Origin of the sequence: Rhizobium sp. LjRoot254, from assembly GCF_964254105.1 — a bacterium.
Taxonomy (GTDB): Bacteria; Pseudomonadota; Alphaproteobacteria; order Rhizobiales; family Rhizobiaceae; genus Rhizobium_E.
Genome location: NZ_CAXUSM020000001.1, coordinates 631888 through 657885, shown reverse-complemented (window position 1 = coordinate 657885; position 25998 = coordinate 631888). Strand labels below are relative to the sequence as shown.

Annotated in this window: 21 protein-coding genes and 2 pseudogenes; 17 read left to right on the top strand and 6 right to left on the bottom strand. The window is 60.2% G+C overall.

The genetic code is table 11. From position 1 onward, the window contains the following. Positions 1 to 32 precede the first annotated feature (32 nt). The 3 genes and pseudogenes from chvE to mmsB form a co-directional block, all read left to right on the top strand. Positions 33 to 1103, top strand: coding sequence for a multiple monosaccharide ABC transporter substrate-binding protein (gene chvE / locus ACSQ26_RS03305; RefSeq protein ID WP_436006249.1), 1071 nt, complete (start codon positions 33 to 35; stop codon positions 1101 to 1103). Between the two features lie 118 nt (positions 1104 to 1221). Next, positions 1222 to 2757, top strand: a complete 1536-nt coding sequence (mmsA, locus tag ACSQ26_RS03300) for a multiple monosaccharide ABC transporter ATP-binding protein (protein ID WP_436006247.1) — start codon at positions 1222 to 1224, stop codon at positions 2755 to 2757. Next, positions 2757 to 3899: pseudogene (gene mmsB, locus ACSQ26_RS03295) on the top strand (multiple monosaccharide ABC transporter permease); the annotation flags it as partial. The gene mmsA and the pseudogene mmsB, both read left to right, overlap by 1 nt. Before the next feature lie 4 nt (positions 3900 to 3903). Here mmsB and ACSQ26_RS03290 read toward each other — a convergent pair. Continuing rightward, positions 3904 to 3969, bottom strand: a pseudogene (locus ACSQ26_RS03290) (hypothetical protein); the annotation flags it as partial. A 102-nt stretch (positions 3970 to 4071) separates the two neighbouring features. On the opposite strand from ACSQ26_RS03290, the gene araD1 reads away from it, so the two are divergent. From araD1 to ACSQ26_RS03265, 5 genes are read left to right on the top strand one after another with little or no spacing between them, the layout of a single operon-like run. After that, complete coding sequence (araD1, locus tag ACSQ26_RS03285; RefSeq protein WP_436006245.1) at positions 4072 to 5067, top strand: AraD1 family protein; 996 nt, start codon at positions 4072 to 4074, stop codon at positions 5065 to 5067. Positions 5068 to 5103: 36 nt separating this feature from the next. Next, positions 5104 to 6537, top strand: coding sequence for an aldehyde dehydrogenase family protein (locus tag ACSQ26_RS03280; protein WP_436006243.1), 1434 nt, complete (start codon positions 5104 to 5106; stop codon positions 6535 to 6537). Between the two features lie 52 nt (positions 6538 to 6589). After that, positions 6590 to 8329 carry an L-arabinonate dehydratase gene (araD, locus tag ACSQ26_RS03275; RefSeq protein ID WP_436006241.1) on the top strand — a complete coding sequence of 580 codons (1740 nt, stop codon included), beginning with the start codon at positions 6590 to 6592 and terminating at the stop codon, positions 8327 to 8329. A gap of 55 nt (positions 8330 to 8384) precedes the next feature. After that, positions 8385 to 8636 (top strand): type II toxin-antitoxin system Phd/YefM family antitoxin, encoded by a 252-nt coding sequence (locus ACSQ26_RS03270; protein ID WP_436006239.1) that lies wholly within the window; start codon positions 8385 to 8387, stop codon positions 8634 to 8636. Next, positions 8633 to 9085 carry a type II toxin-antitoxin system VapC family toxin gene (locus ACSQ26_RS03265; protein ID WP_436006237.1) on the top strand — a complete coding sequence of 151 codons (453 nt, stop codon included), beginning with the start codon at positions 8633 to 8635 and terminating at the stop codon, positions 9083 to 9085. Before ACSQ26_RS03270 ends, ACSQ26_RS03265 begins: the two co-directional genes overlap by 4 nt. Before the next feature lie 173 nt (positions 9086 to 9258). Here the strand turns inward: ACSQ26_RS03265 and ACSQ26_RS03260 are convergent, their stop codons facing one another. Both ACSQ26_RS03260 and ACSQ26_RS03255 read right to left on the bottom strand, forming a co-directional pair. After that, a complete protein-coding gene (locus tag ACSQ26_RS03260; RefSeq protein WP_436006235.1) occupies positions 9259 to 9978 on the bottom strand; it encodes an MBL fold metallo-hydrolase in 720 nt (239 codons plus the stop codon). Next, positions 9978 to 11207, bottom strand: a complete 1230-nt coding sequence (locus ACSQ26_RS03255) for an ROK family transcriptional regulator (protein WP_436006233.1) — start codon at positions 11205 to 11207, stop codon at positions 9978 to 9980. The genes ACSQ26_RS03260 and ACSQ26_RS03255 overlap by 1 nt, the downstream gene beginning before the upstream one ends. A 236-nt stretch (positions 11208 to 11443) precedes the next feature. Between ACSQ26_RS03255 and ACSQ26_RS03250 the strand changes: the two genes are divergently transcribed. The 5 genes from ACSQ26_RS03250 (at position 11444) to fba (ending at position 16600) form a co-directional block, all read left to right on the top strand. Further along, positions 11444 to 12484, top strand: a complete 1041-nt coding sequence (locus ACSQ26_RS03250; RefSeq protein ID WP_436006231.1) for a substrate-binding domain-containing protein — start codon at positions 11444 to 11446, stop codon at positions 12482 to 12484. A gap of 149 nt (positions 12485 to 12633) precedes the next feature. Further along, complete coding sequence (locus ACSQ26_RS03245) at positions 12634 to 13950, top strand: sugar ABC transporter permease (protein WP_436006229.1); 1317 nt, start codon at positions 12634 to 12636, stop codon at positions 13948 to 13950. Between the two features lie 14 nt (positions 13951 to 13964). After that, entirely contained in the window at positions 13965 to 14765 is an 801-nt protein-coding gene (locus ACSQ26_RS03240; RefSeq protein ID WP_258157930.1) for an ATP-binding cassette domain-containing protein, read from the top strand. A 366-nt stretch (positions 14766 to 15131) separates the two neighbouring features. After that, on the top strand, positions 15132 to 15356 hold the full coding sequence (locus tag ACSQ26_RS03235; RefSeq protein ID WP_436006227.1) for a hypothetical protein: 225 nt from the start codon (positions 15132 to 15134) through the stop codon (positions 15354 to 15356). A gap of 179 nt (positions 15357 to 15535) precedes the next feature. After that, complete coding sequence (gene fba / locus ACSQ26_RS03230; protein WP_436006225.1) at positions 15536 to 16600, top strand: class II fructose-bisphosphate aldolase; 1065 nt, start codon at positions 15536 to 15538, stop codon at positions 16598 to 16600. A 52-nt stretch (positions 16601 to 16652) separates the two neighbouring features. On the opposite strand, the gene ACSQ26_RS03225 is transcribed toward fba, so the two are convergent. Beyond that, complete coding sequence (locus tag ACSQ26_RS03225) at positions 16653 to 17933, bottom strand: low temperature requirement protein A (protein ID WP_436006223.1); 1281 nt, start codon at positions 17931 to 17933, stop codon at positions 16653 to 16655. A 60-nt stretch (positions 17934 to 17993) separates the two neighbouring features. Then, positions 17994 to 18662 carry a class II aldolase/adducin family protein gene (locus ACSQ26_RS03220; RefSeq protein WP_436006221.1) on the bottom strand — a complete coding sequence of 223 codons (669 nt, stop codon included), beginning with the start codon at positions 18660 to 18662 and terminating at the stop codon, positions 17994 to 17996. 174 nt (positions 18663 to 18836) lie between these two features. Here ACSQ26_RS03220 and ACSQ26_RS03215 point away from each other — a divergent pair, with 174 nt between their 5' ends. From ACSQ26_RS03215 to ACSQ26_RS03205, 3 genes are read left to right on the top strand one after another with little or no spacing between them, the layout of a single operon-like run. Next, positions 18837 to 19583 (top strand): hypothetical protein, encoded by a 747-nt coding sequence (locus ACSQ26_RS03215; RefSeq protein WP_436006219.1) that lies wholly within the window; start codon positions 18837 to 18839, stop codon positions 19581 to 19583. Then, positions 19522 to 21021, top strand: a complete 1500-nt coding sequence (locus ACSQ26_RS03210) for a Y-family DNA polymerase (RefSeq protein ID WP_436006217.1) — start codon at positions 19522 to 19524, stop codon at positions 21019 to 21021. Before ACSQ26_RS03215 ends, ACSQ26_RS03210 begins: the two co-directional genes overlap by 62 nt. After that, positions 21018 to 24362: an error-prone DNA polymerase gene (locus ACSQ26_RS03205; protein WP_436006215.1), complete on the top strand. Its 3345-nt coding sequence runs from the start codon at positions 21018 to 21020 to the stop codon at positions 24360 to 24362. Before ACSQ26_RS03210 ends, ACSQ26_RS03205 begins: the two co-directional genes overlap by 4 nt. Before the next feature lie 12 nt (positions 24363 to 24374). Here the strand turns inward: ACSQ26_RS03205 and ACSQ26_RS03200 are convergent, their stop codons facing one another. Then, positions 24375 to 24554, bottom strand: a complete 180-nt coding sequence (locus ACSQ26_RS03200) for a hypothetical protein (RefSeq protein WP_436006213.1) — start codon at positions 24552 to 24554, stop codon at positions 24375 to 24377. A 386-nt stretch (positions 24555 to 24940) separates the two neighbouring features. On the opposite strand from ACSQ26_RS03200, the gene ACSQ26_RS03195 reads away from it, so the two are divergent. Next, positions 24941 to 25981, top strand: coding sequence for a glutamine synthetase beta-grasp domain-containing protein (locus ACSQ26_RS03195; protein ID WP_436006211.1), 1041 nt, complete (start codon positions 24941 to 24943; stop codon positions 25979 to 25981). Positions 25982 to 25998 lie beyond the last annotated feature (17 nt).

The window sequence follows — 25998 nt, the reverse complement described above, 5'->3', positions numbered from 1 at the left end:
CGCCGCTGACTACAACCTAGGGAGAGAACCTAATGAAACTCATCACATCGCTGCTCGCAGCTGCAGCTATGTCCGTGGCGGCGTTTGTCGCTCCGGCATTCGCGCAGGACAAGGGCACCGTCGGCATTTCCATGCCGACCAAGACCTCCACTCGCTGGATTTCCGACGGCGAAACCATGGAGAAGCTGTTCAAGGACGCCGGCTACACGCCTGACCTCCAGTTCGCCGACGACGATATTCCGAACCAGCTCGCCCAGATCGAGAACATGGTCACCAAGGGTGCCAAGGTTCTCATCGTCGCTGCGATCGACGGCACCACGCTGTCGGACATCCTGCAGAAGGCCCATGATGCTGGCGTCAAGGTCATCGCTTACGACCGCCTGATCCGCGATTCCGGCAATGTCGACTACTACGCGACGTTCGACAACTTCCAGGTCGGCGTGCTCCAGGCAACCTCGCTCGTCGAAGGCCTGAAGGCGAAGTTCCCGGGCGTGAAGCCTTACAATGTCGAACTCTTCGGCGGTTCGCCGGACGACAACAACGCCTTCTTCTTCTATGACGGCGCGATGAGCGTTCTTCAGCCTCTGATCGACTCCGGCGATATCGCCATCAAGTCGGGCCAGATGGGCATGGACCAGGTCGGCACGCTGCGTTGGGACGGTGCTGTTGCACAGGCCCGCATGGAAAACCTGCTGTCCTCGACCTACACCGATGCGAAGGTCAACGGCGTTCTGTCGCCTTATGACGGTCTCTCGATCGGTATCCTGTCGGCTCTCAAGGGCGTCGGCTACGGTTCGGGCGACATGGTCATGCCTGTTGTCACCGGCCAGGACGCCGAACTGCCGTCGGTCAAGTCGATCCTTGCCGATGAACAGTATTCGACCGTCTTCAAGGACACCCGCGAACTCGCCAAGGTCGCCGTGGGCATGGTCGATGCGATCATGAACGGCAAGGAGCCCGAGATCAACGACACCAAGACTTACGACAATGGTGTCAAGGTTGTTCCGTCCTACCTCCTGAAGCCGGTTTCAGCCGACAAGTCCAACGTCAAGGACATCCTGGTCGGTGCCGGTTACTACACCGAAGACCAGATCAACAACTGATCGGTTGATCGATCTTCTGGGGCCTGCATTCAACTGCAGGCCCCTTCTCACTTCCGGAGTGAAATCCTATAGTCCCCGGCCGATCCATGCAGGATCATCCGTGGTGGAACAGCAGGTTATGACTGATATAATTCTAGAAATGCGGAACATTACGAAGGCCTTTCCGGGCGTCAAGGCCCTGGATGATGTGAGCTTCAAGGTCCGCGAAGGCGAAATTCACGCCCTGGTCGGCGAGAATGGCGCCGGAAAATCCACCCTCATGAAGGTGCTGAGCGGCGTCTATCCCGCCGGGACCTACGAGGGTGAGATCATCTATGACGGTGAAGCCCGGCGTTTCTCGACGATCTCCGACAGCGAGCATCTCGGCATCATCATCATCCACCAGGAACTCGCGCTGGTGCCGCTGCTGTCGATCGCGGAGAACATCTTCCTCGGCAACGAGATCGCCACCAATGGCGTCATCGACTGGCCGCAGACCTTCGCCCGCACCAAGGAACTGCTGACCAAGGTCGGCCTCAAGGAACCGCCTGCCACACTCATTACCGACATCGGCGTCGGCAAGCAGCAGCTGGTGGAAATCGCCAAGGCGCTTTCCAAGAAAGTGCGGCTGCTGATCCTCGACGAACCGACCGCATCGCTCAACGAAACGGATTCCGACGCGCTGCTCAAGCTGCTGATGGAATTCCGCAAGCAGGGCATGACCTCGATCATCATTTCCCACAAGCTCAACGAGATCCGCAAGGTCGCCGACCAGATCACCATTCTGCGCGATGGCGGCACGGTCGAGACGCTCGATGCCTATACCGGTGACGTCAGCGAAGACCGGATCATTAAGGGCATGGTCGGCCGCGACATGGAAGACCGCTATCCACCGCGCGACGTGCCGATCGGCGACATGCTGCTCGAAGTGAAGAACTGGAACGTCTTCCACCAGAACCACCGCGACCGGCAGTTCCTGCATAATGTGAACCTCAACGTCCGGGCGGGCGAAGTGGTGGGCATTGCCGGACTGATGGGCGCCGGACGCACCGAGACCGCGATGAGCATCTTCGGCAAGGCTTGGGGTCACAAGATCACCGGCGAGGTGCTGATGCACGGCAAGCCGGTCGATGTCAGCACCATTCCGCGCGCCATCGACGCCGGCCTTGCCTATGTGACCGAGGACCGCAAGCAGCTCGGCCTCGTGCTGATCAACAACATCATGCACAACACGACGCTCGCCAACCTCAACAAGGTCGCGAATGTCGGCGTGATCGACGAGCACGCCGAGCGAAAGGTCGCGAGCGATTATCGCAACCGGCTACGCATCCGCTCGCACTCGATCATGCAGGAGGCCGTCAACCTCTCGGGCGGCAACCAGCAGAAAGTGGTGCTGTCGAAATGGCTGTTCACCAATCCCGAAGTGCTGATCCTCGACGAGCCGACTCGCGGCATCGATGTCGGCGCGAAATATGAAATCTACACCATCATCAACCAGCTTGCCGCTGAGGGAAAAGGCATTCTGATGATATCATCGGAAATGCCGGAACTGCTCGGAACCTGCGACCGCATCTATGTGATGAACGACGGTCGCATCGTCGCCGAACTGTCCAAAGAAGAAGCAAGCCAGGAATCAATCATGCGCGCCATCATGCGCTCCGGGGAGAAGCACTAATGGTCTCCGATACCATCACCGAAAAATCACAGCCGGGCTTCGGAGAATATTTCCGCAAGAACATACGCGAATACGGCCTGCTGATCGCGCTCGTGGTCATCATGCTGTTCTTCCAGATCATCACCGGCGGCGTGCTGTTCCGGCCGGTCAACCTCACCAACCTGATCCTGCAGAACTCGTTCATCGTCATCATGGCGCTGGGCATGCTGCTGATCATCGTCGCAGGGCACATCGATCTCTCCGTGGGTTCGATCGCAGCCTTCGTCGGCGGCATATCGGCGATCATGCTGGTGAAATTCGGCTGGCATTTCTCGATCGTCGTGCCGCTATGTCTCATTATCGGCGGCCTTGCCGGCGCCGCACAGGGCTACTGGATCGCATATCAGAAGATTCCGGCCTTCATCGTGACGCTGGCCGGCATGCTCGTCTTCCGCGGCCTGACTTACCTGGTGCTGTCGAACCGTCCTCTCGGTCCTTTCCCGAAGGACTTCCAGATGCTTTCGACCGGATTCATTCCTGACTTCCTGTCGTTCACGGATCCTTCGACCAGCCTGATCAAGAACTATCTGGCGCTTATCGTCGTACTGGTCCTGGTCGGCCTTGCCATTTATTACGGCTTCCGCGGCCGCAGCCGGAACGAGGCGCACGGCACGGAAAACGAACCCTTCCTGTTTTTCGCGCTGCAGATGGGCATCATCAGCGTCGTCGCGGTGTTCCTCGGCTTCCAGCTTTCGACCTATCGCGGCCTGCCCAACGTGCTGGTCATCATGGGCGTATTGATCGCGCTCTACACATTCGTGACCAACCGCTCGACGATCGGCCGCCGCATCTACGCCATGGGCGGCAACGAGAAGGCGGCCAAGCTTTCCGGCATCAATACCGAGCGGCTGACATTCCTGACCTTCATCAACATGGGCGTGCTTGCGGCGCTCGCCGGCATGATCATCGCGGCCCGCCTGAACTCGGCAACGCCGAAGGCCGGCGTCGGCATCGAACTCGACGTCATCGCCGCCTGCTTCATCGGCGGTGCTTCGGCATCCGGCGGCGTCGGCAAGATCACCGGCGCGGTGATCGGCGCATTCATCATGGGCGTCATGAACAACGGCATGTCGATCATGGGTCTCTCGATCGATTACCAGCAGCTGGTCAAAGGGCTGGTCCTGCTGCTTGCCGTCTATTTCGACGTCTATAACAAGAGAAAAGGCTGAGGAACCACGCGGGCCCAACCGCTCCACCTCACGAATGCTCCTGCCATGAAATTCGGGATCTCGTATCCCGTCTCGGGCCGGGCATGCCATCGAAAGGAATAAGAAAGTGCTGATTTCGCAGATCAGGGATAACTCGGGCGCCATCACCGTCGCCGTCCGCGAACAGGGCGGAGAAGCCCGCGCCGTCAAGAACGCACCGAGCGTCTACGCGCTCGCCATGGAAGCCGCCGACAGCGGCAAGTCGCTGGCCGATATCATTGCTGCCCATGGTCTCGGCGATGTCGTCGACCTCACCAAGGCGCGCGACGAGGGCCGCTTCCTGCCGCCGATCACCCACCCGGATCCGGCGCATGTGCACCTGACCGGCACCGGCCTGACCCATCTCGGCTCGGCCGCGACGCGCGATTCCATGCACAAGAAGACGACGGAAGCCGCTGAAGAGACGCTGACCGACTCGATGAAGATGTTCCGCATGGGCCTCGAAAACGGCAAGCCGAAGCCGGGCGAAAAGGGTGTGCAACCCGAATGGTTCTACAAGGGCAACGGCACGCAGGCCGTCGCCGGCGAGCAGCCGCTGACCTCCCCCTCCTTCGCGCTCGATGGCGGCGAAGAGCCCGAAATGGCGGGTATCTACGTGATCAGCAAGGGCGGCGCGCCGTTCCGCGTTGGATTTGCCGTGTCGAATGAATTCTCGGACCATGTAACAGAGCGGATCAACTACCTCTACCTCGCCCATTCCAAGCTGCGCCAGGCAAGCTTCGGCCCGGAAATCCGCATCGGCGCACCTCCCGAGGATATCAGGGGCACATCACGCATCCGCCGCGGCGACAAGGTGATTTTCGAGAAGCCCTTCCTGTCGGGCGAGGCGAACATGAGCCACACCTTCGCCAATCTCGAATACCATCATTTCAAGTACGGCTTGTTCCGCCAGCCGGGCGACATACATGTCCATATGTTCGGCACCGCAACGCTTTCCTTCGCCGACGGCATCAAGCCGGAAGCCGGCGACGTCTTCGAAATCGAGGTCCCCGAATTCGGCATGGCGTTGCGCAATCCGCTTGCGATCGCGTCCGAAGAAGACGTCACCGTCCGCACACTTTAAGGGCTCCCACCCTTCAATCCTGACCAGGAGATACAAATGGCACTTCACCAGAACCTGATCGCCGGCGAATGGACCGGTGGTGATGCTATCCCGAACATCAATCCGTCCGACACCAATGAAATCGTCGGCGAATATGCCCGCGGCACCGCCGACGACATGAAGAACGCGATCGCGGCCGCCAAGGCCGCCTTCCCCGCTTGGTCACGCTCGGGCATTCTCGAGCGCCATGCGATCCTCAGGAAGACCTCCGACGAGATTCTCGCCCGCAAGGACGAACTCGGCGCGCTTCTGTCGCGTGAAGAAGGCAAGACGCTGCCCGAGGGCATCGGCGAGGTCATCCGCGCCGCCCAGATTTTCGATTTCTTCGCTGGAGAAACGCTGCGCCTGACCGGCGAACTCGTGCCGTCGGCACGCCCGAATATCGGCGTGGAGATGACCCGCGAACCGATCGGCGTCGTCGGCATCATCACGCCGTGGAATTTCCCGATCGCCATTCCTGCCTGGAAGATCGCGCCGGCGCTCTGCTACGGCAACACGGTCGTCTTCAAGCCCGCCGAACTGGTGCCGGGTTCCGCCTGGGCGATCGTCGATATCCTTAATCGCGCCGGCCTGCCCAAGGGCGTGCTCAACCTCGTCATGGGCAAGGGCTCGGTCGTCGGCCAGGCGATGCTCGACAGCCCCGATCTCGCGGGTCTCACCTTCACCGGCTCTCAAGGCACGGGCAAGCGCGTCGCCCTCGCCTCCATCGAGCATAACCGCAAGTTCCAGCTCGAAATGGGCGGCAAGAACCCCTTCGTCGTGCTCGACGATGCCGACCTTACCGTTGCCGTCGAAGCTGCCGCGAACTCCGCCTTCTTCGCCACCGGCCAGCGCTGCACGGCATCCTCGCGCATCATCGTCACCGAAGGCATTCATGATCGTTTCGTCGAAGCGCTGACGGCGCGGCTCTCGGGCCTCAATATCGACAACGCGATGAAGCAGGGCACCCATATCGGCCCGGTCGTCGATCCGTCCCAACTCAAGCAGGACGAAGACTATATCGAGATCGGAAAGCAAGAAGGCGCCAAACTGGTCATCGGCGGCAATCGCGTCGAACGCGAAACGCCCGGCTACTATCTGGCCCCTGCCCTGTTCACCGAGGCGACCAACCAGATGCGCATCTCCCGCGAGGAGATCTTCGGGCCAGTGGCGTCAGTTATCCGCGTCAAGGATTACGACGAGGCGCTCGCCACAGCCAACGACACGCCCTTCGGCCTGTCCTCCGGCATCGCCACGACCAGCCTGAAATATGCGACGCATTTCAAGCGCAATGCCGAGGCCGGCATGGTGATGGTCAACCTGCCGACCGCAGGCGTCGATTTCCATGTGCCGTTCGGCGGCCGCAAGGGCTCGTCCTTCGGTTCCCGCGAACAGGGCAAATACGCAAACGAGTTCTTCACCACGGTGAAGACCGCTTACACGCTGGCATGATCAAAGTGCCCTGGTGCTGGCACCGGGGCCACTCTATCAAGGACGACGACGCATGAAAAAGAAGGCGGAATGGCCGCGCAAGCTGAGATCGCAGGAATGGTATGGCGGCACGAGCCGTGATGTCATCTATCACCGCGGCTGGATGAAGAACCAGGGCTATCCCCACGACCTGTTCGACGGGCGTCCGGTGATCGGCATCCTCAACACCTGGTCGGACATGACGCCGTGCAACGGCCATCTTCGCGATCTCGCTGAGAAGGTGAAGGCAGGCGTTTGGGAGGCCGGCGGCTTCCCGATGGAAGTGCCGGTGTTTTCGGCATCGGAAAATACTTTCCGTCCGACGGCGATGATGTATCGCAACCTGGCCGCCCTCGCGGTCGAGGAGGCGATCCGTGGCCAGCCGATGGACGGTTGCGTGCTACTGGTCGGCTGCGACAAGACCACGCCGTCGCTGATCATGGGTGCCGCGTCCGTCGACCTGCCGTCGATCGTCGTCACCGGCGGGCCGATGCTGAACGGTTATTTCCGCGGTGAACGGGTCGGCTCGGGCACGCATCTGTGGAAGTTCTCCGAAATGGTCAAGGCCGGCGAGATGACACAGGCCGAGTTCCTCGAAGCGGAAGCCTCGATGAGCCGTTCGTCGGGCACCTGCAATACGATGGGCACCGCCTCCACCATGGCATCGATGGCCGAGGCACTCGGCATGGCACTGTCGGGCAATGCGGCGATTCCGGGTGTCGATTCCCGCCGCAAGGTCATGGCGCAGCTCACCGGCCGCCGGATCGTCCAGATGGTCAAGGATGACCTGACGCCATCGGACATCATGACGAAGCACGCCTTCGAAAACGCCATCCGCACCAATGCGGCCATCGGCGGTTCGACCAATGCCGTCATCCACCTGCTCGCCATGGCGGGCCGCGTCGGCATCGATCTGACGCTGGACGACTGGGACCGTTGTGGCCGCGATGTGCCGACCATCGTCAACCTGATGCCGTCGGGCAAATACCTGATGGAAGAGTTCTTCTACGCCGGCGGCCTTCCCGTGGTGCTGAAGCGCCTCGGCGAAGCAGGTCTTCTGCACAAGGACGCAATCACGGTCTCGGGCGAAACCGTCTGGGACGAGGTCAAGGACGTCGTCAACTGGAACGAGGACGTCATCCTGCCGGCCGAAAAGGCGCTGACGCAATCCGGCGGCATCGTGGTGCTGCGCGGCAACCTCGCGCCCAAGGGTGCGGTGCTGAAGCCATCGGCCGCGTCGCCGCATCTGCTGACCCATCGCGGACGGGCCGTGGTGTTCGAGGATATCGACGACTACAAGGCCAAGATCAACGACGACAATCTCGACATCGACGAGACCTGCATCATGGTCATGAAGAACTGTGGTCCGAAGGGCTATCCCGGCATGGCCGAGGTCGGCAATATGGGGCTTCCCCCGAAAGTGCTGAAGAAGGGCATCCTCGACATGGTGCGCATTTCCGACGCGCGCATGTCCGGCACCGCCTACGGCACCGTCATCCTGCACACCTCGCCGGAAGCCGCCGTCGGCGGACCGCTCGCGGTTGTTCGGAACGGTGACTTCATCGAGGTGGATGTGCCCAACCGTCGCATTCATCTCGACATCTCGGAAGAGGAAATGGCGCGCCGGCTGGCCGCCTGGGAGCCGAACCACGATCTGCCGACATCGGGCTATGCCTGGCTGCATCAACAGCACGTCCAGGGCGCCGATACCGGTGCGGACCTCGACTTCCTCAAGGGATGTCGCGGAAACGCAGTCGGCAAGGATAGTCATTGACCTGACGAGGGGCCTACCTTAAAGTGGTCATAAGTGACCACTTTAAGGTGTCGGGATGTCGCAGGTTAGTTTGAAAGACGCGAAGGCCGGATTTTCCGCCCTTGTTGACGAGGCGGTGAAGGGCGAATTCGTGACAATCACCCGCCACGGCAAACCCGTGGCGGCACTGGTCAGTATCGAAGCCGCGGAGGCAGCCAAGAAGGCGCTCAACAAGACCCGTCCCAACTTCGGCGAATATCTCCTGCAATTTCCCGGTGGCATCGAGTTCGAGCGAAACAAATCGAAAATGCGGGACGTCGAGTTTTGAGCGGCTTTCTGCTCGACACCAACGTCGTTTCCAAATTTGCGCCCGGCCGACCGGACGTACCGGCAGAATTGCAGGACTGGATGCGTTCGCAAGGCGCCCTTGGCCGCCTCTTCATATCTTCGATGACCGTAGCCGAGATCAGCAGCGGGCTCAGGCGGCTGCAGCGGAAGGGCGCCACGGCGAAGGCGGCTGCCCTTTCAGCCTGGCTCGATGGGATAATATCGACCTTCGAGGATCAGATACTTGCCATGGATTTGAATGTCGCCTTGCTGGTGGGCCAAATGGAAGACGAGGTCATTGCGAAAGGTTTCGACCCGGGTCTCGCCGACATCATCATTGCCGCGACTGCCAAGGCGCATGGTCTGACGGTCGTAACCGAGAATATCAGGCATTTCGCGCCATTCGATACTGCATGCGAACAGCCCCTCGGATCCCACCCCTTGAAATAATTCCTATCCGCACCATATACGGTCCAGCGATGTCATAATTCCTTAACCATATCGGTTTATGAACATCAGTATTCGATTTTCCAGTGACCACGGATGTACTGGCACTGTAGAGGATCGGATGTCGGAGAGGTCAGGCTGAAATCGCCTGGCCTTTTTGTTTTTCTCCGCCCAGATCAACCGCCCTTCGAAGCGATATATTCGCGCGCAACGCGCTGCATCTGTGCGCAATCCATCACCTCACCATGTCCGGCATAGACCGTGCTCACATCAAGCGATGCCAGCCTGTGCATCGTGCGGAGATAGGTCTCCACATCCGCCCCGGGAATATCGTCCACCAGCCCCTCGTCATAGATCGCATCGGCGCTGAAGAAGTCGCCATTATGCTCGTCGAACAGCGCGATCGAGCCCGGGGAATGTCCCGGCAGGTGAAGTACGATGAACTTGCGGTTCCCCAGATCGACGACATCACCTTCATCGAGGAATTCAGTAAGCGGCGCCGGCGTCAGCGCGTAATTCGTGATCATCCAATCCGGCGATGGCAATGCCGTGACCGGCGACTTGATTCCGACAAATGCCGATGCCAGCGTGCCGGCGTCGTCCATCTCGGCAAAAGTGTGCGCCTCGATCCGGTGCCCGGCACGACGTTCATATTCGTGAAACGACCCGACATGGTCGACATGGGCATGCGAGGCGATCGCCAGCACCGGACGACCAGTCACCGGAGAGACCTCCGTCAGGCTCCTGACACCCACACCGAAATCGAGCTGGATGTCGAAATCGCGGCCCTCTATCCGGTAGAGATTGGCGCGGAAGAATCCATGCACATACGGCTCGGTGAACCGCGTGATGCCGGGGGCAAGGACGGTGGCTTCGAACCAGGGCGTGACGACCATCACCCGACTCTCAGGGGCATTTCCCCCACGCCGGGAATATTGCCATCGAGGAAAATCAGCGCGCTCATCAGGTTGCCGGCTTTTGTCAGCGCCACATGATCCGGCTCCACGTCGATGACGCTGATGGGGACCGGCAGGCCATAGCTCGGATTGTCGAGTGTCCTCGCGATACTGTCCTTCATCAAGTCCATGAATTGAACGCCCGGCCCGGCGAACACCAGGGGGATCGGGTCGAACATGCTGAAGAGATTGGAGAGCCCAGTGCCGATCGCCCGGCCGGCTTCATGAAACGCTTCGCGCTCGGGACCATCCGCGGCACGCGCCTTGTTGGCGAGCGCCTCCAGTTGGGCAGGTGTAGGCTCTTCGGCCAGCATCTTGCCGGTATCTTCGCCCATCGCCGCGCGCCAGATCGAATGCTGGCCGGCATAGGCTTCGATGCAGCCGTGCCGGCCGCAGCGGCAAAGTGCGCCGTCCGGCTTGTAGCACATATGGCCGAATTCGACCGCCGACGAGGCGATGCCGGAGAACAGGCGGCCGTTGAGATAGAGCCCCATGCCGATGCCGATAGTCATCAGCACGGCGGCGAAATTCGGGCCGTAGCGTTCGGGCGCGCGCCAGCGCAGCGCCTCGGCGATCATGTTGCATTCATTGGCAAGCTCGGTCGGCGCGCCGAATTCGCGTTCCAGCGCAGCCCCGATCGGAATGTCGCCCACATCGATAACCGGCGAAGACAGGAAGATCCTGCCATCGCCATCGACAATGCCTTCCGCGCCGACGCTGATCCGCGCCAGCGGGCCGATCTCATTGCATTGCTCGTCGAGTAAGGAGCGCAACGTGCCGATCATCGAATGGATAAGCTCGTCTGAGGTCATCGCCTTTGTCTTCACCGCCTCCGTACGTGAACCGAGGAGATTGCCCGAATAGTCGTGGATATCGGCGCTGATCATGTTCAGCGCCAGCCGCATGATGGCGATCGATGCATAGCGCGGGTTGGGAAGCAGCCGCACCTGCGGGCGCCCGCGGCGCTGGCCGATGGGCTCGCCGACCTGTTCGGCCGTCAACACGTCGCGCTCCATCAGGCTGTTGGTGATCACCGTCACGGTGGAAGCCGACAAGCCCGTCGCTGCACTGAGTTCGGTACGCGACAGGTTTCCATTGCGGCGCAGGGCCATCAGAATACCGAACTGGTTCTGGCGGCGCACGTCATCGGGACGCACGATAATGCTCACAGGCAGGCTCCTCCGCGAAGGCCCGCTGCAGTGCAAAATAATCTTTGCAGCGCAACAGCTTAGGCCTCCATCAAAATCCATCTTGACACAGGTTGCATTGTGCGTCACTACTTTTTTCGAACCTCGAAAAAAAGAGGCTCAGGAGCGGCCAGACGAGCCTGATGCGTAGGTAAGAGGACAGCATCCGGGCCACGCGGCCAAATTTTGTTGATGCGATTCCGCATCGGGAGGACAAGATGAAGAAATTAGCAATCGCGCTCGCCAGCGCCGTATTCGTGATGTCTGCCGCGGGCACTGCGCTCGCCAAGGACAAGACCATCGCCGTATCCTGGAAGATCTTCCAGGAAGAGCGCTGGAAGACCGATGAAGCCGTCATCAAGAAGATCGTCGAAGCCAATGGCGACAAGTATATTTCCGCTGACGCCCAGGGTTCCGCGGCCAAGCAGCTGACCGATATCGAATCGCTGATGTCGCAGGGCGCGGACGTGCTGCTGATCGTCCCCTACGACTCCGAAGCAATTCTGCCTGCCGTCGAGAAGGCGGCTGCCGAAGGCATTCCGATGATCGCCTATGACGTTCAGATCGAGCATCCCTCCGTTCTCTACATGACCTTCGACAATGTCGGCGTCGGCCGCTTGATGGCGCAGGAAATGCTGAAGGCGAAGGATTCCGGCAACTTCGCGATCATTAAGGGCGACCCGGGCGATCCGAACGCCACCTTCCTCTATAACGGCATCATGGAAGTGCTGAAGCCGAACATCGATGCCGGCAAGATCAAGATCGTCGGCGAAGCCTCTTCGGATGGCTGGAAGCCGGAAAATGCCCAGAAGAACATGGAGCAGATTCTGACTGCCAACGACAACAAGGTTGACGCGGTCCTCTCCGAGAATGACGGCATGGCCGGCGGTGTCGTGGCCGCTCTCCAGGCCCAGGGTCTCCAGGGCGCGGTTCCTGTCACCGGCCAGGACGGCGACAAGGCCGCTCTGAACCGCGTTGCTCTCGGCACCCAACTCGTGTCGGTCTGGAAGGATTCCCGCGCGCTCGGCAAGATCGCTGCTGAAGCAGCCCTCATGCTTTCCGACGGCAAGTCCATGGAAGAAGTGCCGAATGTCGGCAAGTTCAAGGACGGCGCGCGCAAGGTCGAGGTCAACGCAGTTCTGCTGACGCCGACCGCGATCCTCAAGGACAACCTGAACCTCGTGATCGACGCCGGTTGGGTCGACAAGGCCACCGTCTGCGCTGGCGTTGCCGCCGGCACAGTCGCTGCCTGCAACTGATCCACGCTTGACAGCGAACGATTTGCGCCGTCCTTTGCAAGAAGGGCGGCGCATTTTACAGATGGACTAGGGACGCTGCACTTCGGGGAGTGCGGCATGGGTGACAACAAGGAACAGGGATCGGCAAGATCCCGTCGGGGAGGCAAGCCATGAGCAACGCGCAAACATTGAGTGGTCCGGCGATGGTCCAGGAAGGACCGATCAAGACATTCTTGCGAGCGACCGAGATCGATTCGCGCATGCTGGGTATGATCGGCGCGCTCGTCGTCATTTGGCTTGGCTTCAATTATTACGGCTACTTCGTCAACGGCAACGCCGCTTTCCTGACCTACCGCAACCTCTGGACGCTTTCGGTGCAGACCGCGTCGATCACCGTGATGGCGACGGGCATGGTTCTGGTCATCGTCACCCGGAACATCGACCTTTCCGTCGGCTCGATGCTCGGCGTCACCGCAATGTTCATGGGCATTTTTCAAGTATGGGTGCTGCCGCAATGGCTGGGCCTGGGGCATCCCGCGATCTGGATCATCACTGTCTTGGCCGGTCTGCTGGTCGGCACCCTGATCGGGACATTCCACGGCTATCTTATCGCCTATCTTGAAATCCCGTCATTCATTGTAACGCTAGGCGGCCTGCTGGTCTGGCGCGGGGCTGCCTGGCTGATGGCACGCGGCGAAACCATTGCACCGCTTGATGCCACCTTTGCGCTCATCGGCGGCGGTCCATACGGATCGATTGGAACAACCGCCAGCTGGATCGTCGCGGTTATCGCCTGCGTCGGGATCGTGCTTCTGCAGGTTTCCGCGCGCCGGCAAAGAATGCGCTTCGGCTTTCCGATGCGTCCGGTCTGGGCCGAGTACCTGATCGGCTTCATAAGCATGATCATCGTGCTTGGGGCCACGTATGTGATGAACAGCTATTTCTGGCCCAAGGGCATCGTTCGCGAATATGCCATAGCCCATAACATCGATCCCGCCACGCTGGTCAATGTAGGCCATGGCTGGGCCATACCGGTGCTGATCGCCCTGTTCGTCGTCATGGCAATGACTTTCGTTGCCACGCGCACTAAATTCGGGCGGTATGTCTTCGCCATGGGTGGAAATCCCGAAGCTGCGGAACTCGCCGGCATCAATACCAAGCGCATGACGATGCTGATCTTCTCCCTCATGGGTTTTCTCGTTGCGATCTCGGCCAGCATATCGTCCGCGCGCCTGAGAGCGTCGACAGCGGATCTCGGTCGTATCGATGAGCTCTACGTTATTGCGGCGGCCGTCATCGGCGGCACCTCGCTGGCAGGCGGCTCCGGCACCATCTACGGCGCCATGATCGGCGCGCTGGTCATGCAGTCGCTCTATTCGGGCATGTCGCTCGTCGGGTTCGACGTGTCGATCCAGAGCATGGTCGTCGGTGCGGTCCTTGTACTGGCCGTCTATATCGACACCGTCTACCGCAAGCACGCGAGCTAAAGGAGGGAAACGAAATGGAAACAGTCGCAACATACCAGAAGCCCTCCGGCACCCCGCTTGTCGAAATGCGTGACGTCTCGATCGCCTTCGGCGGCATCAAGGCGGTCGACCATGCCTCGGTCGATCTCTTCCCCGGCGAAGTGGTGGCACTTCTCGGCCATAACGGCGCCGGCAAATCGACCTTGATCAAGGTTCTCTCCGGCGCCTACCAGCGCGACCACGGCGATATCCTGATCAATGGCGAGACGGTCGAGATCAACAATCCGCGTCATGCCAAGCGCCACGGCATCGAAACCATCTACCAGACGCTCGGTCTTGCCGATAACGTCGATGCCGCCGCCAACCTTTTCCTCGGCCGCGAGATCCTCACCAAGTGGGGCACGCTCGACGACGTGGCGATGGAAGCCGAAGCCCGCAGGGTGATGGGGCGCCTCAACCCGAACTTCCGTCGCTTCAAGGAGCCGGTAAAGGCTCTCTCCGGCGGTCAGCGGCAATCGGTGGCGATCGCCCGCGCGATCATGTTCAACGCGCGCATCCTGATCATGGACGAGCCGACGGCAGCGCTCGGACCGCAGGAGACGGCCCAGGTCGGAGAACTGATCAAGCAACTCAAGGCGGACGGCATCGGCATCTTCCTGATCAGCCACGATATCCATGACGTCTTCGACCTCGCCGATCGCGTGTCGGTGATGAAGAATGGCAAGGTCGTCGGCTATGCGCGGACCCAGGATGTGACCAAGGACGAGGTGCTCGGCATGATCATCCTCGGCAAGGTGCCGCCGGGCGCCGTGCCCGGTCCGGGCGCCATGGTCTGAGTGACACGGAAATCCAGCAGATAGGGCGCGGCATTCCTGCCGCGCCCTTTTTGCTTTTCAAGAGCCGCGAATCACCCGGCGAATATTCATACTTTCTTAACCAAGGGCGTCCTTGGGCGGCGCGATTTCATATCGCGCTATGCAACTGAATCGATTTTATCCCGCACTACACCGCTATATTACCGCCTACGGGTTGCATTAGCGGCACGATCGGTCATCCTGTTCCCTGGAGGAAAGTCGTATGACTCATACGCTGGGGGAAAATGGCAAATCCGGTAGATCATTAAATTGCATCATATCGGCACAAAGATTTCTTAGAAGGTTTCAGGCAATCTCCCGATAGTAAGGTTTGCTCTGGAGGGCACGATGATCTTCATGACCGCGCTTGCCACGGGTCTGTTTACTGCGATGCTGCGATCGGCTTTTGCCGTCATCGCCGTATCGTTCATGATCGCGCTCGCCTTCTTCGCGGCGTTTCTGATCTCCGGCGCGGGGATTTACACCTTTCTCGTATCGGTCGCAGGTTTCAACGCCGGGCTCATCGCCCTCGGCGCGGGCTACATGATCAATTCGGCAGTCACGTCGAACTGAACATGGGCGGCGCCTCCGGCGCCAAATTTGAACATCCTGATTTTGCTAAACGATTGAAACTGCGCGATGCCATTGACCGCGCCCGAAGTTGCGGCAATATCGCTAGCTGCGGCCCTCAAGGGCACGCATCGGTGCCGAACCTGCCTTCAAGGCGGGAACGAAAAAGGGAAGGAATTCGGATGGCGCGTATCACTCTCAGGCAATTGCTCGATCACGCCGCGGAACACAGCTATGGCGTTCCTGCATTCAATATCAACAACATGGAACAGGGCCTCGCGATCATGGAGGCCGCGGCCGCGACCCGCTCGCCGGTGATCCTGCAGGCGAGCCGCGGCGCCCGCGCCTATGCCAACGACATCGTGCTCGCCAAGCTGATCGACGCGCTGGTTGAGCTGCATCCCGACATTCCGGTCTGCATGCATCTCGACCATGGCAACAACGAAGCCACCTGTGCGACCGCCATGCAGCACGGCTTCACCTCCGTGATGATGGACGGTTCTCTGAAGGAAGACGGCAAGACGCCGGCCGATTATGGCTATAACGCCGGCATCACCCGCCGCGTTGTCGACATGGCCCATTGGGGCGGTGTTTCAGTCGAGGGTGAAATCGGCGTGCTCGGCTCGCTCGAGTCGGGCGAAGGCGAGCAGGAAGACGGCCATGGTGCCGAAGGCGTGCTGAGCCATGACCAGTTGCTGACCGACCCCGAACAGGCCTCGCAATTTGTGCGCGAGACCCAGGTCGATGCGCTGGCCGTCGCCATGGGCACCAGCCACGGCGCCTACAAGTTTTCCCGCAAGCCGGATGGCGCGGTGCTCGCCATGAACGTCATCGAGGAAATCCACCGTCGCCTGCCGGATACCCATCTCGTCATGCATGGCTCGTCCTCCGTGCCCGAGGATCTGCAGGAGATCATCAACAAGTATGGCGGCCAGATGAAGCCGACCTGGGGCGTACCGGTTGAGGAGATCCAGCGCGGCATCAAGCACGGCGTGCGCAAGATCAACATCGATACCGACAACCGCATGGCAATGACCGGCGCGATCCGCAAGGTGCTGACCGAGAACCCCTCGGAATTCGATCCGCGCAAATACCTGACGCCTGCCATGGCGGCGATGCGGAAGCTCTGCGCCGAAAGGTTCGAAGCCTTTGGCACGGCAGGCAATGCGGAGAAGATCAAGGTGCTGCCGCTCTCCGAAATGGCCAAGCGCTACAAATCGGGCAGCCTGGCGCCAAAGATCGCCTGATTTATCCCGGACGGATGAACATTGCGCGGCTGCCTCGGCGGCCGCGCTTACGTCAGTGCACCGTGCCACTCTTCTCGAGATCGCGCTCCAGCGCTTCGGCTTGGTGCCTGTGGCCCAGAAATTCGTACCCCACGACGGTGACGATCGGCGCAAACATCAGGATAATCAACGCATAGGTGAGATTGATACCAGCCGCAGCAGCCGCGACCGAGGCCGCGATGACCAACAAAGTTGCGGCAATAAGCCAGACGTGGAAACGATCGCCTTCCTGCACCATGTAGGTATAGAGTGCGTAGATCGATCCGACATAGACCAGCACCGGCAGGGCGACAGTCAATAGCGTCGCCACCGCCCCGATATGGGCCTTGTGATCGATGTAATACGCCGCGACATGCAGGCCCGCGCCCGTCGCCACGATCGCCGCGAAGATGATCATGTGGCTATAGCCCCAGACGAATGAGCGCTCGCGATGCACATGCAGCACATGGGCACTCGGGATGGTGTAATACATCCACCACATGGCGAAGGTCAGCCCCACGCCTGATATGCAGACGAGTCCCGCATCCATGGTCCAGCCCTGGCCATCGACCACCGCCGACAGGCTCGCCACGGTGCCGACCACGCCCTCGCCCAGCGCGATGATGGCCAGCAGGCCATAACGCTCGGCGATGTGATGCGCATGCCACGGCGTGCCGCCGAACTTTCTTTCGGCGATGTAGGGACCGGTCATCTCGATGACCACGAGGACCGCCGCCATGACGAAGGTCACCAGCAGCGAGAAATCGATGAAGATCAGCACGATCCAGCCGATCTGTGCGATGGTGATTGCCACCACATAGGCCATGCAGGCCTGACGGCGCGCCGGATCCTGCCTCGCGGCCCGCAGCCACTGGAAGATCAGCGCCACCCGCATGATGACATAGCCCAGCACCATGATGCCGTTGTCGAACTTGTCTCCATGTTCGATCGAGGCGAACATGCGCGGCAGGCCGATGGCGAGCACGATGACCCCTATCATCTGCACCATGGTGACGACACGGAATATCCAGTCGTCGGTATCGTAGGCCGAGGCGAACCAGGAGAAATTGATCCAGGCCCAGCATATGGCGAAGCAGGCGAAGCCGAAGCCGATGAGCGCGGTGAAATAGTGTGCCTCGGCCAGGGCATGGGCAAATTGCGAGGCAGCCAGCCCGAAGGCGATGACGAATGTCAGGTCGAAGAGCAGTTCGAGCGAGGTCGCCGTCCGGTGCTCCTCATGCGGGTCGCGGCCGCCCATCTGGGTGACATGGTGATGAAGCTCTTCCGGTGTCGGCGGCTTTGGGCTGGACGGCATTGCGCTCCCCTCGTGTCTCTGGCGCGACTTAACGAGGACGCGACGAAAACGTCAAGCCGGTCAGGCGCTTGCCTTTTCCCGTATCGACTGGTGGCCATAGGTGCCGAAGCTTTTGGCGACACCCGCGATCTCGTCATCGGCCAGGAGGACCGGCCCGCCGATCAGCAGTGCATGATAATATTGCTTGGCGATGGTCTCCAGTTCCACGGCCGCCCACATGGCCTTTTCGAGGCTCGAACCGGTGGTGAGCATGCCGTGATTGGCCATCAGGCAGGCGCTGCGCCCTTCGAGCGCCTTCAAGACGTTGACCGACAGTTCCTGGGTTCCATAGCGCGCATAATTGCACACCCGGACATCGTTGCCGCCGAAGGCCGCGATCATGTAGTGGCAGGCGGGGATGGGCTTGCGCGCCATGGCGAGGATGGTGGCGAAGGTCGAATGCGTATGCACCACCGAATTGACCTCCGGCCGCGCGCGCATGATATCGAGGTGGAACCGCCATTCCACGGAGGGCTTCTTCGGCCCATCCCAGGCACCGTCAGTGCTGGCGAGCGAAAGTGACGCGATCATGTCAGGCGCCATCTCGTCATAGGGAATAGAACTCGGCGTGATCAGCATCCGGTCGCCATGCCGCACGCTGATATTGCCCGATGTGCCCTGGTTTAGCCCTGTCGCGTTCATCTGGCGGCAATGATCAATGATGGATCGGCGGATTTCCAGTTCGGACATGATGCTTCCTCGGCGCATGATTTTGAGATCGTTTCCGGCAACATAGGACAGTTGTCCGATCACGGCATCTCAATTTTCGCGAGTCACGTCGGGATTCCAACAAGTTACCGTAATGACTCTATTTTCCTGGATTCGAGTCTTGCTAATGTTCTTCTTTTGTTCTAGTTTTTCCACATGTCTCATTCTTTCGATCCAGTGGCGTTGCGTTTGGTGCGGGTGACCGAAAAGGCCCCGCCCGATACGACATTCGAAGGGTTGAGAGCCTCGATCGCCCCGGCGCCGCTGGTCGAGGTGATGCCGGCGGCCTATGGCGACCATGTCTCGGCACTCGGCTTTTCGCTCGCCTGGGCGTTGATGGCATCCGAGGGCGGGCTGATTTTCTGGGCCGCGCCCGAGCAGGATTTCTTCGAGGACGGCCTGCCCAATGCCGAGGGCTTGGCGCAGTTCGGCATGCCGCTCGACCGGTTGCTGCTGGTCCGGGCGCAATCGCAGAAAGAGGCTCTCTGGGCCACCGAACAGGCACTTTCGACGCCGGGCATCATCGCGCTCTGCGCCATCACACCCTCGAAAAGGGGCGTCGGCCTGACCGAAACACGCCGGCTGCTGCTGATGGCCGAGCATTACCGAACCCGATGTCTGCTGCTCAGGCTCGATGCGGCCGGATCGAGCGCCGCCCGCGCTCGCTGGCGGGTTGCGGCGGCACCGAGCGAAGCGGAGGAGGAGGAACTTGGTGCCCCCAGCTTTTCCGTTCACCTGGCCCGCAATCGCACCGGGCCTCACAATCTTGATTTCAATCTTCGCTGGAGCATTCACGATCATGCTTTCCACCTCATGGAAAAACGGCACGAGCTCACGCTGGATGGCGGTGTGGCTCCCGAGGCTCCCCTGCGACCGGCTGATCCGATCCCGCAAAGTGCCTGACGGCATCCCGCTCGTCGTCTATGCCAAGCAGGGCAACGCCTACACCATCACCTCGCTCGACCGCCGGGCCTCCGCCGCCGGCCTCAAGGTCGGCATGCCGCTCGCAGATGCGCGCTCGATCCGGCCGGACCTCACGGCATGCGAGGCCGACGAAGAGGCCGATGCACTCCTCCTCGACCAGATCGCGGCCTGGTGCGACCGCTATTCGCCTATCGTCGTCAAGGACCCGCCGCATGGCCTGCTGATCGACATAACCGGCTGCGCGCATCTCTTCGGCGGCGAGACAGCCGTGCTGTCCGATATCGGCAAGCGGCTTTCGCGACAGGGTTTCATATCCAGGACCGCGATTGCGCCGACATCCGGCGCCGCATGGGCGCTGTCGCGTGCCGGCCATTGCCACCCGGTGGAAGGGGAGAACCTGCGCGAGGCCCTCTCGCCGCTTCCCGTCACCGCGCTCCGGCTGGTGCCGGAAGCCGTCTCGCTGCTGCGACGGCTCGGCTTGGAGACGATCGGCCAGATCATCGATGCGCCGCGCAAGCCTTTCTCGGCGCGGGCAGGCAAGAATGCCATGCTGCGGCTCGATCAGGCACTCGGCCTGGCGCGGGAAGCACTCTCCCCTCGCCGCCCGCCGCCGGAACAATTTGCGCTCAGACGCCTCGTCGAACCGATCCTCAGCATGGAAGCCGTGATGACGGTGACCGGGGCGCTGTGCAGCGAGCTTTGCGGCAGGCTTTCAGAAAACGGCGCTGGCGCAGGGCTCTTCCGTCTCAATCTATTCGGTGTCGATAACCGGACGCGGGAACTGGAACTCGGCCTCAGCCGGGCGGAAAACGATCCCACGATCGTCACGAGGCTGCTGGGCGAACGGCTAGCCCTGACGCCGGAGGCGCTAAATGCGGAATTCGGCTTCGATGCGCTCCGGCTCGAAGCCTATGAAATCATGCCGATCGTGTTGCGGCCGATCGATCTCGCGCCCGTATCCTTGCGCGATGCGGAAGCCGAAACACGACTGATCGATCGCCTCGGGATCCGGCTCGGTGATACCAGCATCGGCCGCCCCTCGATCCGGCTCGTCCATGCGCCCGAACGGGCCAACCGGTGGGTCAAGATGCCCGTTGCCGCAAACCAGATTCGTCTCGCGGAAGACGGCGTGGTCCGCCGGCCCCTCACCCTGTTTCGCAAGGCCCAGCCGGTCGATGCCATTTCCCCCATGCCGGATGGGCCGCCCAAGCGCTTCACCTGGCGGCGCATTCCTCATGACATCGTGCGCGCCGAAGGTCCTGAACGCGTCGCACCCAATTGGCTGCGCGCGCCGGACGATCGCGCGCGCGATTATTACCGGGTCGAGGACAAGGAAGGGCGTCGCTTCTGGCTCTACAGCGAAGGCCCCCGAAACGGCGTCACGCCGCAATGGTACCTGCACGGGCTTTTCCCATGAGCCGGTTTTTCGAACTCTGCACGACCACCAATTTTTCTTTTCTCCGGGCTGCATCGCATCCCGAAGAATTCGTCGAGCGCGCCTGGGAGTTCGAATATGCAGGCATTGGCATAGCCGACCGCAACACGCTTGCCGGCGTGGTACGGGCCCATGCCAAAGCCAAGGAAATGTATGCCGAGGCGAAGAAGGAAGGAAAGAGCCACAGCGTCAAGCTCGCGATCGGCGCAAGGCTGGTTTTCCGCGACGGCACGCCGGATATCGTCGTCTATCCCAAGGACCGGGAGGCTTATGGGCGGCTGACCCGGTTGCTCACGATCGGCAATCGCCGTGCGCCGAAGGGTGAATGCTTTCTGGATTTCTCCGATTTCCTCGACCATGCCGAAGGCCAGCGCGCCATCGTCATCCCCGACATGCAAACCGGTGCTCTGCCCGACGAAACGCTGCGCGCGACGCTCCAGGCCGTTCAGGCGAAATGTCGCATAGTCTGGCTTGCCGCGCGCTTCATATTCGACGGCGAGGATCACCGCCGTCTCAGGCTTCTGAGCGATCTCGCATTTTCGACCGGCGCCCGCCTCATCGCCACCACGGAACCGCATTGCCATGTGCCGGAACGCCGCGCACTGCTCGATGTCATGACCTGCATCCGGGAAGGAACCACGCTCGATGAAGCGGGACGGCTGCTCGCCGCCAATGCAGAACGGCATCTGAAGCCGGCAGAGGAAATGGAACGGCTCTACAAAATGGCACCGGGAGCCGTGGCCGAGACTGTCAGGTTCGCGAGCAGGCTTGGATTCTCGCTGGATGACCTGAAGTTCAATTATCCGCTGGAACTGGTGGAAGGCTATCCGAATGCCCAGGCAGCACTCGAGGACATGACCTGGAAGGGTGCGGCAAAGCGCTATCCCGACGGTATTCCGGATGGCGTGCGGACATCCCTCGAACGCGAACTCGAAATTGTCAGAGACCTCAAATACGCGGCATATTTTCTCACTGTTGCCGATATCGTGCGGTTTGCCCGATATGAAAAGAATATCCTTTGCCAGGGGCGTGGCTCCGCCGCCAATTCGTCGATCTGCTATTGCCTTGAAGTCACTGAAGTGAACCCCGCGAAAAACACTCTTCTCTTCGACCGCTTCATTTCGACCGAGCGAAATGAACCGCCAGACATCGACATCGATTTCGAACACGAAGAGCGTGAGGAAGTAATCCAATATGTTTTCAAGAAGTATGGCGCCAGACGGTCTGCCCTAACCTCGACCTTGATCTGCTATCGTCAGCGCAGTGCGCTGAGAGATGTCGCCAAGGCCTTCGGCTATTCCGAGGATCGGATCATGGCGATCTCGCGCACGCTGCATTGGTGGTCGAAAGGCATCAAGAAGGAAGATCTCAAAGCGCTCGGCCTCGATCTCGACGACAAGAAGCTGGTGACCTGCCTGCGACTGGTGGAGGAACTCAAGGATTTCCCGCGCCATCTCTCTCAGCATGTCGGTGGTATTGTCATCACAAATGACAATCTCGACGAGATCGTCCCAATCCAGAATGCCCGCATGGATGATCGCATTGTCGTCGAATGGAACAAGGACGACCTGCAGGTCCTCAATATCCTGAAGGTCGATATGCTGGCGCTCGGCATGCTCACTTGCCTGCGCAAGGCCTTCGATATGGTCAATGCGACCTATCCGGATTGGTCGCCGGAGAAGAAGACACTCGACCTTGCCACTCTGCCGAAAGAGGATCCGGCAGTCTATGGAATGCTTTGCCGTGCGGATTCGATCGGCGTCTTTCAGGTGGAAAGCCGGGCTCAGATGTCGATGCTGCCTCGGCTAAGGCCGGAAAAATTCTATGATCTCGTTATCGAAGTGGCGATCGTCCGGCCTGGGCCGATCCAAGGGGGCATGGTGCATCCCTATCTCAAGCGCAGACAGGGTATTGAGGAGGTCACATATCCTTCTAAAGCTCTCGAAGCCGTTCTCGAACGCACACTCGGCGTGCCGCTGTTCCAAGAGCAGGCCATGCAGATCGCCATCGTCGGAGCAGGCTTTTCGCCGCCGGAAGCCGATAAGCTTAGGCGTGCCATGGCCACCTTCCGGCGGGTCGGAACGATCAATCAATTGAAGGATAAGTTCATCGAAGGCATGATATCCAATAAATATGAGCGCGAATTCGCAGAAGCCTGTTTCAAACAGATCGAAGGTTTTGGCGAATACGGCTTCCCAGAGAGTCATGCCGCAAGTTTCGCGCTGCTGGTCTATGCCTCGTCCTGGTTGAAATGCCATTACCCGGACATCTTCGCGGCAGCACTCCTCAACGCCCAGCCGATGGGCTTTTATGCGCCAGCCGAAATCGTCCGCGATGCGGTCGAGCACGGGGTCGAGACCCGGCCTCCAGATGTTAATCACTCAACGTGGGACAATAGTCTTGAAGAAGGACAGGTCGCGGCTGAGAACCTGCATAAACGCCACATCTCCATGACCTATATGATCCAGTCCCATCATGCCCTCCGGCTCGGTTTCCGGCAGATCAAAGGTCTACGAGAGGAGGAGATCAACACCTTTGTCGCCAATCGCGGCGCGGGCTATGATTCCGTGCGTGACGTCTGGCTGCGGGGCGGGCTCGATGCCTCGACAATCGAGCGGCTCGCCGATGCCGATTGTTTCCGCTCCTTGGGGCTACAGCGCCGCGATGCACTCTGGGCTGCCCGGGGCCTGAACCAGGTCGGCGGCCAGGAGGATCTGCCGCTGCTTTCCAGGCCCAAAGCATACAATCTGGAACCCGATTTTATGCTGCCGTCTATGCTTATCGGCGAACATGTCGTGGAGGATTACCGTACGCTCGGACTTTCATTGAAGAACCATCCGGTGGCTCTGCTGCGGGATGAATTCAGGGCGCGGGGCGCAATCGCTGCCGAGGAGCTCGTAAACATTCCAAACGGAAAACGTGTCCGCGTCGCGGGTCTTGTTCTCGTGCGTCAGAGACCGGGCACGGCCTCCGGCGTCATTTTCATGACGCTGCAGGACGAGACGCATGTTGCCAATATCGTTGTCTGGACGAGGATCTTTGAACGCTTCCGGCCGGAAGTGCTGGGCGCGCGGCTCTGCGCCGTCGATGGTATTGTCCAGAAAGAAGGGGAAGTGGTTCACGTCGTCGCGGAACGGCTGCATGATTATAGCCCCATGCTGGCGAAACTGTCGGGCAGCGAATTCGAAATAGCCGCCATCAATGCCGATGAAGTCCGCCGCCCGGTCGAGGCGGACAGTCGATCACACCCACGTAATGTCAGGCACGATCTCAGCTACAAGCCTGCGGCAAAGGTCATGCCGAAAGGCCGGAACTTCCATTAGGGAAGAGCGAATTCAGTGCTTGGGCTGGTTCGTGGTCTCGCGCATCGCGTCCACGTGATACCAAGCCGGCTCGAGCGCCTCGATCATTCTGTTATCGAGTTGCGCGGCCATCTGATCGCGTCGCGCGGCCATGCGCGCATTGGTGGGAAACTGTATGATCTGGGCGCTTTCACGCTTCTTATTCATCATCATTTTCAAATCGCCTCCGGGCAATGGTGACATCCGTTTTGTGCCGCCCAACGAATACATACACTATTTCGTTTCCAATTGCACAAAAAAAATTCATATTGCCTAAAATATAGGCAGTATTTTTATCCGCTTATGCAGCCAGCGTTTGCAGCGGCAACGAGCAGGCGAGGAAACTGCCTCGAAATCACGCAATTCCCGAAAATGCCCGGACAGAATGCCGCACCCGGGCCAACTGGCACGCCACATGCATCATCTTATGCGGCCCATGGAAGCCGGCTTGTCCGGCGGCTCGAATGTGATCCCGGCACCGGTTTTCGGAAGAGATCATGTTCAACAAGAAATAGATGGGGAGCCAGGGAGGCTTCCACTATACCTATGAGAGGTCTGAAATGACGAAATACAAGCTCGAGTACATCTGGCTCGATGGCTATACCCCGGTACCGAACCTGCGCGGCAAGACGCAGATCAAGGAATTCGATGCCTTCCCGACACTCGAGCAGCTTCCCTTCTGGGGCTTCGACGGCTCCTCGACCATGCAGGCCGAAGGCCGCAGCTCGGATTGCGTGCTGAAGCCGGTTGCGCTTTATCCCGATCCGGCCCGCACCAATGGCGTCCTCGTCATGTGCGAAGTCATGATGCCCGATGGCGTCACGCCGCACGCCTCCAACGCCCGCGCGACCATCCTCGATGACGAAGGCACATGGTTCGGCTTCGAGCAGGAATACTTCTTCTATAAGGACGGCCGTCCGCTCGGCTTCCCCGAGCATGGCTATCCCGCACCGCAGGGCCCCTACTACACCGGCGTCGGCTATTCCAACGTTGGCGACATCGCCCGCGAGATCGTCGAAGAGCATCTCGACCTCTGCCTCGAAGCCGGCATCAACCACGAAGGCATCAATGCCGAAGTGGCCAAGGGCCAGTGGGAATTCCAGGTATTCGGCAAGGGCTCCAAGAAAGCCGCCGACGAAATCTGGATGGCGCGCTACCTGCTGCAGCGCCTGACCGAGAAGTACGGCATCGACATCGAGTATCATTGCAAGCCGCTCGGCGACACCGACTGGAACGGCTCGGGCATGCATTGCAACTTCTCGACCGAATATATGCGCACCGTCGGCGGCAAGGCCTATTTCGAAGCGTTGATGGCCCAGTTCGACAAGAACCTGATGGAGCACATCGCCGTCTACGGTCCGGACAACGACAAGCGCCTGACCGGCAAGCACGAAACCGCCCCGTGGAACAAGTTCTCCTATGGCGTTGCCGACCGTGGCGCTTCGATCCGCGTGCCGCACTCGTTCATCAAGAACGACTATAAGGGCTATTTGGAAGATCGCCGCCCGAACTCCCAAGGCGACCCCTACCAGATCGCTTCTGCTGTTCTGAAAACCATTTCGGAAGTTCCGTTGTCGGGCTCCGCTTCGGCCGCAGCATAAGACCTTTCTTTCGTGGC

Coding starts and splice junctions, on each gene's coding strand:
- chvE (WP_436006249.1), top strand. CDS start 33: ATGAAACTCATCACATCGCTGCTCGCAGCTGCAGCTATGTCCGTGGCG.
- mmsA (WP_436006247.1), top strand. CDS start 1,222: ATGACTGATATAATTCTAGAAATGCGGAACATTACGAAGGCCTTTCCG.
- ACSQ26_RS03280 (WP_436006243.1), top strand. CDS start 5,104: ATGGCACTTCACCAGAACCTGATCGCCGGCGAATGGACCGGTGGTGAT.
- araD (WP_436006241.1), top strand. CDS start 6,590: ATGAAAAAGAAGGCGGAATGGCCGCGCAAGCTGAGATCGCAGGAATGG.
- ACSQ26_RS03270 (WP_436006239.1), top strand. CDS start 8,385: ATGTCGCAGGTTAGTTTGAAAGACGCGAAGGCCGGATTTTCCGCCCTT.
- ACSQ26_RS03260 (WP_436006235.1), bottom strand. CDS start 9,978: ATGGTCGTCACGCCCTGGTTCGAAGCCACCGTCCTTGCCCCCGGCATC.
- ACSQ26_RS03250 (WP_436006231.1), top strand. CDS start 11,444: ATGAAGAAATTAGCAATCGCGCTCGCCAGCGCCGTATTCGTGATGTCT.
- ACSQ26_RS03245 (WP_436006229.1), top strand. CDS start 12,634: ATGAGCAACGCGCAAACATTGAGTGGTCCGGCGATGGTCCAGGAAGGA.
- ACSQ26_RS03240 (WP_258157930.1), top strand. CDS start 13,965: ATGGAAACAGTCGCAACATACCAGAAGCCCTCCGGCACCCCGCTTGTC.
- ACSQ26_RS03235 (WP_436006227.1), top strand. CDS start 15,132: ATGATCTTCATGACCGCGCTTGCCACGGGTCTGTTTACTGCGATGCTG.
- fba (WP_436006225.1), top strand. CDS start 15,536: ATGGCGCGTATCACTCTCAGGCAATTGCTCGATCACGCCGCGGAACAC.
- ACSQ26_RS03225 (WP_436006223.1), bottom strand. CDS start 17,933: ATGCCGTCCAGCCCAAAGCCGCCGACACCGGAAGAGCTTCATCACCAT.
- ACSQ26_RS03220 (WP_436006221.1), bottom strand. CDS start 18,662: ATGTCCGAACTGGAAATCCGCCGATCCATCATTGATCATTGCCGCCAG.
- ACSQ26_RS03215 (WP_436006219.1), top strand. CDS start 18,837: ATGTCTCATTCTTTCGATCCAGTGGCGTTGCGTTTGGTGCGGGTGACC.
- ACSQ26_RS03210 (WP_436006217.1), top strand. CDS start 19,522: ATGGCGGTGTGGCTCCCGAGGCTCCCCTGCGACCGGCTGATCCGATCC.
- ACSQ26_RS03205 (WP_436006215.1), top strand. CDS start 21,018: ATGAGCCGGTTTTTCGAACTCTGCACGACCACCAATTTTTCTTTTCTC.
- ACSQ26_RS03200 (WP_436006213.1), bottom strand. CDS start 24,554: ATGATGATGAATAAGAAGCGTGAAAGCGCCCAGATCATACAGTTTCCC.
- ACSQ26_RS03195 (WP_436006211.1), top strand. CDS start 24,941: ATGACGAAATACAAGCTCGAGTACATCTGGCTCGATGGCTATACCCCG.